At 59.8% G+C, this 7,551-nt stretch carries 9 protein-coding genes and 1 pseudogene; 4 read left to right on the forward strand and 6 right to left on the reverse strand.

The features are described from left to right. A partial coding sequence (locus ACP5J3_RS09205) for a phosphopantetheine adenylyltransferase (protein ID WP_428495419.1) occupies positions 1-437 on the forward strand: 437 nt, incomplete at its 5' end. On the opposite strand, the gene ACP5J3_RS09210 is transcribed toward ACP5J3_RS09205, so the two are convergent. Both ACP5J3_RS09210 and ACP5J3_RS09215 read right to left on the reverse strand, forming a co-directional pair. Then, entirely contained in the window at positions 408-1,730 is a 1,323-nt protein-coding gene (locus ACP5J3_RS09210; RefSeq protein ID WP_428495420.1) for a M28 family peptidase, read from the reverse strand. The two genes, ACP5J3_RS09205 and ACP5J3_RS09210, sit on opposite strands and share 30 nt — an antisense overlap. A gap of 32 nt (positions 1,731-1,762) precedes the next feature. Further along, on the reverse strand, positions 1,763-2,110 hold the full coding sequence (locus tag ACP5J3_RS09215; protein WP_428495421.1) for a hypothetical protein: 348 nt from the start codon (positions 2,108-2,110) through the stop codon (positions 1,763-1,765). A 121-nt stretch (positions 2,111-2,231) separates the two neighbouring features. Here ACP5J3_RS09215 and ACP5J3_RS09220 point away from each other — a divergent pair, with 121 nt between their 5' ends. Then, positions 2,232-2,510: an acylphosphatase gene (locus ACP5J3_RS09220; RefSeq protein WP_263245766.1), complete on the forward strand. Its 279-nt coding sequence runs from the start codon at positions 2,232-2,234 to the stop codon at positions 2,508-2,510. Here the strand turns inward: ACP5J3_RS09220 and ACP5J3_RS09225 are convergent. After that, positions 2,491-3,312 (reverse strand): histone deacetylase family protein, encoded by an 822-nt coding sequence (locus ACP5J3_RS09225; RefSeq protein WP_428495422.1) that lies wholly within the window; start codon positions 3,310-3,312, stop codon positions 2,491-2,493. The two genes, ACP5J3_RS09220 and ACP5J3_RS09225, sit on opposite strands and share 20 nt — an antisense overlap. Before the next feature lie 103 nt (positions 3,313-3,415). Between ACP5J3_RS09225 and ACP5J3_RS09230 the strand changes: the two genes are divergently transcribed. Next, on the forward strand, positions 3,416-4,366 hold the full coding sequence (locus ACP5J3_RS09230) for a prephenate dehydratase (RefSeq protein WP_428495423.1): 951 nt from the start codon (positions 3,416-3,418) through the stop codon (positions 4,364-4,366). On the opposite strand, the gene ACP5J3_RS09235 is transcribed toward ACP5J3_RS09230, so the two are convergent. The 3 genes from ACP5J3_RS09235 to ACP5J3_RS09245 are packed head-to-tail and all read right to left on the reverse strand — an operon-like array spanning position 4,367 to position 7,203. Beyond that, positions 4,367-6,484 (reverse strand): DEAD/DEAH box helicase, encoded by a 2,118-nt coding sequence (locus ACP5J3_RS09235; RefSeq protein WP_428495424.1) that lies wholly within the window; start codon positions 6,482-6,484, stop codon positions 4,367-4,369. Positions 6,485-6,514: 30 nt separating this feature from the next. Beyond that, positions 6,515-6,982, reverse strand: a complete 468-nt coding sequence (locus tag ACP5J3_RS09240; RefSeq protein ID WP_428495425.1) for a hypothetical protein — start codon at positions 6,980-6,982, stop codon at positions 6,515-6,517. Further along, a complete protein-coding gene (locus ACP5J3_RS09245; RefSeq protein ID WP_148683006.1) occupies positions 6,949-7,203 on the reverse strand; it encodes a hypothetical protein in 255 nt (84 codons plus the stop codon). Before ACP5J3_RS09245 ends, ACP5J3_RS09240 begins: the two co-directional genes overlap by 34 nt. 148 nt (positions 7,204-7,351) lie before the next feature. Here ACP5J3_RS09245 and ACP5J3_RS09250 point away from each other — a divergent pair. Then, a pseudogene (locus tag ACP5J3_RS09250) lies at positions 7,352-7,551 on the forward strand (type II toxin-antitoxin system antitoxin SocA domain-containing protein); the annotation flags it as partial.

Consider the following 7,551-nt stretch of genomic DNA (forward strand, 5'->3'; position numbering starts at 1 on the left):
GGGGTACCTTCGACACGTTGCACTCCGGGCATGTGAAGTTGCTGGCCACCGCCACCCTGGTTGGGGAGAGGATTTTGATTGGGCTCACCAGCGACTCCTTCGCCTCGACCTACAAGCAGTATAAGGTGAGGCAGTTCTCCACGAGGCTGGCTAATTTGAGAAATCTCATGTCGCTGATAGCGCCGGAGAGGGAGGTTGTGTACGTGGAGATACACGATCCCTACGGCCCCGCCGTCTCCGACCCGAGGCTTGAGGCGATTGTGGCCAGTATAGAGACGGCGCCCCGCGCCCTGCAGATAAACGACGAGAGGGCGAGGAGGGGGGTCAGGCCTATGGAAGTTGTGGTAATCTCCACTGTGCGAGACGGCTTTGGACATACGCTCTCGTCCACATACATTAGGAGGGTGCTAGAGGGGTTGAGAGGCGAGTCTAAGTAGGGCGAGCTCGCGGTACGTCTCCAACGCCTTTTCGCAGTTGCCCACGCAGAGGGTGGGCCCCGCGAGCAGATCTATGCGTCGGTACTCCGCCGCCTTTTTGAGGAACTTGAAAATGTCTGTGTATACAATGTCTGAGTGGCTGTAGTCGCGGAAAACCACTACGTAGTTGTACACCAGGGACCAAGCCTCGTGGGGGCTGTCCGCCGGCGGTAGACCGTAGTCCTCCAGTCTTACGGCGGGCGGGGCAGGCTTGATCTTTACGAGTCTTTTTGCGAGGTCGGCTACGTATAGGATGTTTTCTAAATCGACGTTTGTGTCTAGTGGGCTGTGGTAGAAGGCCCAGGTGTCTCTAAGCGACGAGATTGTGACCGATGGTAGGCCCCACCTCTCGTAGTGCACGCTGTCGAAGTAAGCCTCCGGTTGCTCAACGGGGCCCAGACCCCTCAGCGACTCGTGGAGGTAGGGCACGGCGTACATCCTCGGAGTGCCCACCCCAACCACGTCGATATTTACAAGTAACGACGGCCTCCACTTCTTAAAGTAGTTATACGACCCCCAGGCCCAGTAGAAAGACGGCAAGTGGGGGGCCACCCCCTCCTCGGCCGTGAAGAGCCCGAGGGCGATCGGCACGTCGTCGGCCACCAACTCGCTGAACGCCAGCACGGCCGCCTCCACGCCTGCGCAGTTGTCGGTGGCGCCAACGAGCCAGTGGTCCCAGTGGGCTGAGATCATCGGCGTGTTTTCAAAATTATTAAACGCCACAAGGCTGTAGCTGTACGTCACCCGCGCCTTCGTCTCTATAACTAGCCGCGCCCGCTTGCCTATGTGGCTGGCGGCGTCTTCAAAACTGGCGGCGGGGATGGGCGCCGGCGCCGCGTCTATCTTATAGCCGTACTCGCCGGTGACTACGATGCGCCGCGGCGGCTTTCCAGAGAACACCACCGCCTGGGCGCCGCGCCTGGCCGCCTCGATTACTATATACTTGGCGTCGTCTACATCACTAGGGAACTCGGCCACCACTATATTCCCCTCCATGTCGCCGTCCGGCGGGACGAGCCTCCCCTCCACAGAGGCGGGCCCCGAGTAGGGTAGCGCCAGACCTCTCAGAGACACATCGCCGATCTCCAACTTAGTCTCCACGTCTTCCCATGCCAACACCTCGACCGGCGAGAGGTGGAACCAGACACTGGGGGTGTCGAGGAAGGCGATGAGCCACTGCAGAAACTCCCTTTCGCCACTCCCCCCGGCCACCAGATCTCTATAAGATGCACATTTCCTATACACCTCGGCCACGGATAGGAGAGGGTTAGGTTTTAAATCAATGACTAGAGACTCTCCACAGTGTATGCGTCTAGCTTTTCCAGGATTTTGTCGAGTTTGGAGTTTACCTCGCCCAGTAGCTTGGCGACTTCGCCTGTCTGCCCCGACTGGAGGCTCTCCACCGCCTTCTTTAAATCTCTAACCACGTCTATAAGTGCGTCTAGCCGCTGAAACGCCCTCATAACGCCATCAACGTCGTTTCTGAGCTCGTCAAGCTTCTGCATGTTGAGGTACGTGGCCAGTATTATGAGCTCCTGGATGTTGTCTATCCTCTTCTTCTTCTCAAACTTGTTTATTACCTCAACGGCGAGGTTCCTCACCGCGGTCTCTATTTTCTTATTAACCTCACTCACAAAAGATTAATTACAGAGGTTAAAAAGTGTTGACCAGTGATGAGGGGATCGATGGTTGGAGGCGTGACGATGGAAGAGACGATCTGAGGAAATACTTATAAGCCGCATCTGGAGGCTGGCCGTGAAGAGGGTTGTGGTGGTTGCAAGAGGCGAGCTGGACCTTCCCGGGGTGCCGATTTTAAAAATACTAAAAGGCGAGGCCTTGAGAAACAACGTGACGGGGGAGGCGCGCCTCGTCGGAGATACGCTCTATGCGGTGTTGGAGGGCGCCGACGAGTCTGTTGACAGGCTGGTGAAGTTCCTGCCGGCGGCGTCGCCCGCCATAAAGATAAGAGAGATTGAGATAAGGGAGGAGAGGTATAGAGGCGAGTACAACGGCTTCAAGATAACCTCCCCCTAGCCCGCCTCAGTAGGAGATCCACCTCTCTCAAGACATCTCCGCTCTCTTCATACCGCTCCGCCGGAGGAGGTCCGCCGCCCTCTAGTCCGCCCAGCAGTGCCGCCAGCGATGCCGTGAAGACAGCTGGCGTGGAGGGGCACTCTATCGAGATATAAAACCTCTCCCTGCCCCTCAGCTCCTCGCCAAGTCTGTAGAAAAACGCCTCGGATGCGAAGAAGTACCCAGTGGGGTCTTTCCGATGGATGTCAAACCCCAGTTGCAACACAAGAGGCCCCTCCACCTCGCGCAGTACGTAGCTCAGCACCTTGCCGAAGCTCCTATCCCCAGCCCCGGGAGGGAGGGGGAAGGCGACTACATCGTGCCCCCTCTTAGCTAGGTACCTCCGAGAGGGCCCCTCGGCCCCTCCGTATACCAGATACAGCGGGAATTTATGTTCTAAGTGAAGCTCCCAGGTGCCCCAGGGGAAGTGGCGGTCAACCGCCACGAGGGCCGCGCCCAGCCGCTTGGCGAGGAACACGGAGACATTAAACAGAGCGCCTCTAGATGCGTGCAACCCGGCCCCCGCGGTCCCACCAGCGTAGAAGATTACCCCCTCCCGGCCGAGGGCGGCCTCGGCCACCGCCGCGGCGGCCAAGACCTCGGCCTCCCGCCGCCTGGCGTCCCGGAGGAACACGTCGCTGTGTATTTCCCCCACGGCGTCCCAAGATCCTAAACCCTCCACTACCTCCGCTCCCATCTCTCTCATCTTCTGGGAAATCCAGCCTCCGAGGTTGGCGTGTGTCAGCAGAAGCCGCCTAGGCACGTGTCTTGTAGAGGCTGAGAGAGTATATAAACACGTAGGTTTAGTAGATCTGCTTATTGGTGCAGAGTTGAACCCGGGCCTACGGGTGACGAAAGACCCGCATGTGGGTCCCCGGAAACAGATATATACACGCCTATTCTCAATTCTCAATGCAGGGGTTTACGAAATAGAGAAGAAGCTGTACGAATTGTTGAGAGAGCGGGCTAGGTACAACGCGCCCCCTCTTATAAACGGGGTCCTCGCCGCAGTAATAGCCTCAGAGGTATCCAGAGCGCATAAACCCGGCGTGGCCTACCTAGGCCCTGAGAAGTCCTTCACCTGGGAGGCCGCCTCCTACCTATTCCCCCACGGCGACTTGACGCCTTGTAGATCTATTACGGAGGTCTTCGAGAGGGTTGAAAGCGGCGTTGTTGACTACGGGGTGGTGCCCTTTAGCAACAGCCTTGAGGGGCCAGTCGGCGAGACTATAGACTCCCTAGCCACGCGTGAGGTGGGCATAGCGGCGATGGGTGAGATGAGAATCACGTTGTGTATCTCTAAGAAGGGGAGCCCCCGCGTGGTCTACACACACCCCCACGCCGCGGCACAGGCCAGGAGGGCCATCTCTCTGCTGGGCGCCGACGTCGTGTATACAAACTCCACCTCCGAGGCGGTCAAGGAGTTTGAGAAGTGCGTAGGGGACTGCGCAGTCTTGGCGTCGCCTAAGGCGCTGGAGGGTTTTGACAAGACCTGCGGCGTGGAGGACGGGGAGAGCTACACGAGATTCGCCGTGGTGTCTAGAGCGGGGGGAGCGGCGGGGGAGCGGGCGGTGCTGATATTCGCCGTGCCCAACGTCGCCGGCGCGTTGTACAAGGCCCTCGCCCCCATTGCCAATAGGGGGATAAACATGACGCTGATATACTCGCGGCCGACCCGCCTATCGCCGTGGGACTACTACTTCGTCGTGGAGCTGGAGGCAGATGAGAGGCTGGGGGAGGCTGTTGAGGAGATGCGCCGCTTCACCACCATGCTGAAGGTAGCGGGGCGGTACAACGTGGTGAAGATAGCGCCGTAGCTACTCCACCAGCTGCCTAGCCTGCTCTATGACGGACTGGGCGAGCTTCTCGCCGAAGCCAGGTAGAGACGCTATTTCCCTCACGGAGGCCCTCGCCACGTCTCTAAGCGTCTTGTAGCCGAAGTTGTAGAGCACCCTCGCCCTAACTCTCCCGACCCCCCTCAACGCCGTGACTAGCTCAAGCAACTCCTCCCTGACGCCGTAAACGACGCGTGCCGTGACTCTCTCAAGGCCGCGTCTATGCTCCTCAAGCCCAACTACGCCGGCTAGCCTCGCCGCGGCGCCCCCAAGCCACTCAAAGAGGTCTACATACACCCTGAGGTCTCCCGGAGCCACCTCGAATCTCTCGTAGATCTGGTCCTCGTCAACCTCCTCGATCCACGCCTTCAGCATCGCGACGGTCCTCACCACGTCTTCAAACTCCTCGTCCTCCTCAACATCCAGCGCCGAGAGGACCTCCTCAGCCACCTCCCGGCTGACCCTCCCCCGCCTCACCCTGGGGAAGTCGGGCGCCGTCAGAACTATATACAGATATGCCGAGACCGCCCCCCGCCTCACCGCCTTAAGCAGGTTTATGTACCTCGCCGCGGTCTCGGGGTCGAGGTAGAGCCTAGCCACCTGCCTCCCCAGCTCCGTGGCGTATACCAAATCGCCGTCTCGCTCCAAGAAGCCCCACTCCACCAGCTCATCCACGGCGTCGGCCACCTTAGATCTGAGAAGCGCCGACTTTAGAGAAGTCTTCACCTGGTGGTACCCCAGGGTGTTGGAAAAGAAATCCACCAAATCGTCGATAGTTCTGGCGTAGCCCCCGCCCACGGCCCCCAGGGCGTGGGCCCTCAAGTTAGGCCCGGAGAGTATGTGAGACTTTACATCCTCCACCCTCCCCCTCACGTACCTATCCATGAGGTAATCCACCTCGCCCCTGCTCCTAGCCACAATAACAGCCTCGCCGTACGGATCCAGGCCGGGCCTGCCGGCGCGGCCGGCCATCTGCCTGTACTCAAGCACCGGTATCTCCTCCCTCCCCACCACGGGGTCAAACCTCTCGTAGTCCGCCACGACGACGCGCCTCGCCGGGAGGTTCACCCCGGCGGCTAGGGTGGTGGTGGAGACGATTACCCTGATGACGCCTCTCCTAAACCCCTCCTCGACCAGCCTCCTGACCTCCAGCTCCAGCCCCGCGTTGTGGAAGGCTACCCCCCTCGCCACCAGCTCGGCGAGCTCCCTCCCAATGATCTTGCTGGTAGAGGCGCTGAGTACGGCCCCCGCCAGCGCCTGCGCCTCCCCCACGTCGATAAGCTTAGCCGGGTGGGCCGCCACGGCCCGCGCCACGGCCTTCGCGATGCGCACCGTGGACGACCTGCTACTTGTAAAGATCAGGGCCTGCCCGCCGCTAGCCACGGCGTCTACCGCGAGGGCAACCTCTGCCTCTCCGCCGGCCCCGCCTACAGCCCTCTGGCCGCCGTCGGAGAAGTAGATCTTCCCCCCGTGGTAGACCCCCTCCCGGAGCGGGACGGGGCGCCAGCTAGACGCCACGAGCCTAGCTCCCAGCCACCTAGCCACGTCACCAGCGTTGCCGACCGTGGCGCTGAGCCCAATAAACTGCGTCTTGAGGCCGAGGTGCCTCACCTTGGCTATTATCGACTCGAGGACGGGCCCCCTCTTGGGGTCGCCCAGGTAGTGGATCTCGTCCACCACGACAACGCCGACTGAGCTCAGCCAGCTAGGCCTGTGGCGGAGGAGGCTGTCCAGCTTTTCGTATGTCACAACCACGACGTCGTATTCATAGAGCCTCTTGTCGTCTGACTCAAAGTCGCCGGTGGATATGCCGATCTTCGCCAGCCCTCTGTAGTGGGAGAAGTGGACAAGCTTCTCCTGGGCCAGCGCCTTGAGAGGCACGGCGTAGAGCGCCATCCTCCCCTCAAGCGCCGCCTTAACCGACGCCACCTCTGCAAGCAACGACTTGCCAGACGCCGTCGCTGTGCAGAGCAACACATTCACCCCGTCGAATATCCCCGCCCTAACCGCCTCGACCTGCGGGGGAAACAGCTCCCTAACCCCCCTCTCCCTCAACACAGCGATAAGCCGCGCGTCAAGAGACAACTCGGAGACGTCCACACCCCCCGCCCCCCACAGAAATAAAAACAATCACCCTCCGCACAGCTCGTAGATAGTCAACACGTCGGCCAGCCCCCTCCCAAACTGCCAAAGCTCCATGTCGTAAGTCACAAGCGGGACGCCCCTAGCCACCGCGGCCGCGATGAGCGATCCGTCAACAAGACCCACGCCGCCGGGGGGAATTGACGCCTTGTCCACGGCAACCTCTTCCAAATCTCCTGAGGCGTTGAGTTGCGCCACGGCGACTTGAGCCGGGGCAACGGCGTAGGGCCACCTGCGCCCTATAATCCCCCCGAAAGCCTCAGCCAGCGCGAAGGCCGTCGTGTAGATCCTCACGCCCGATAATGCCACGAGCGCGCAGTTCCAGACATCTTCGCCTACCCCCGCCTCCCGCCCCAGAAGGGCCGCCAGTCGCGGGGCGCCTATTTGAAGCAGTATCCTCGCCGCGAGGAGCCCGGTATCGACTACTGCTCCTCTCTGTAGTCGAGGATGCGGCATTTCTCATCCACTTTCAAAACCGCTTTGATCTCCCTCGGCGGCACCCCCAGCACCGCGGAGACGTAGACGTAGTACACCTCGACCACCCACACATCGCCCTCCCTCTCCGCCTTAATCACCCGAAAGTTAGGAGGCAGGTAGCCAACCATCTGCTGGAGAAAAGTCTTAATTCTAAGAGTCACGGCCGCGACATCTACGCACCCCGTCTCGACAATCTGCATAGCCACAACTCTCCACGTGTATTTAAGCTGATATCAAGCACCTCAGTAGCGTGGCGTTAACAAGTTTCTGATACGTAAGCGCCCCTCTTCTGTAGCGAGGGCGATTGGGCGCAACCGGTAAGTTTTATTTAATTGAGTTGTTAATAATGTGGAAACAATAGGCAAATATGATGTAGGTGACGTCGTGGCGTATGTTGCATTTAGGCTAGGGAATGTAGGTAGCCTGAAGAAGTTAATGAAGCTCCTCTTCCTCATTCAGTACGAAACCCGCCGCCTGTTTACGCCGAGGGCGGTGAAGTTCCTATACCGCAGTGCGCCTGTGACGCGGGCCGAGTTTTTCATATGGAG

This window comes from Pyrobaculum sp., assembly GCF_049971835.1.
Classification (GTDB): Archaea; Thermoproteota; Thermoprotei; order Thermoproteales; family Thermoproteaceae; genus Pyrobaculum.

Excerpts from the sequence above, each read along its gene's own strand:
- ACP5J3_RS09240 (WP_428495425.1), bottom strand. The coding sequence starts at position 6,982 with ATGCCGCATCCTCGACTACAGAGAGGAGCAGTAGTCGATACCGGGCTC.
- ACP5J3_RS09245 (WP_148683006.1), bottom strand. The coding sequence starts at position 7,203 with ATGCAGATTGTCGAGACGGGGTGCGTAGATGTCGCGGCCGTGACTCTT.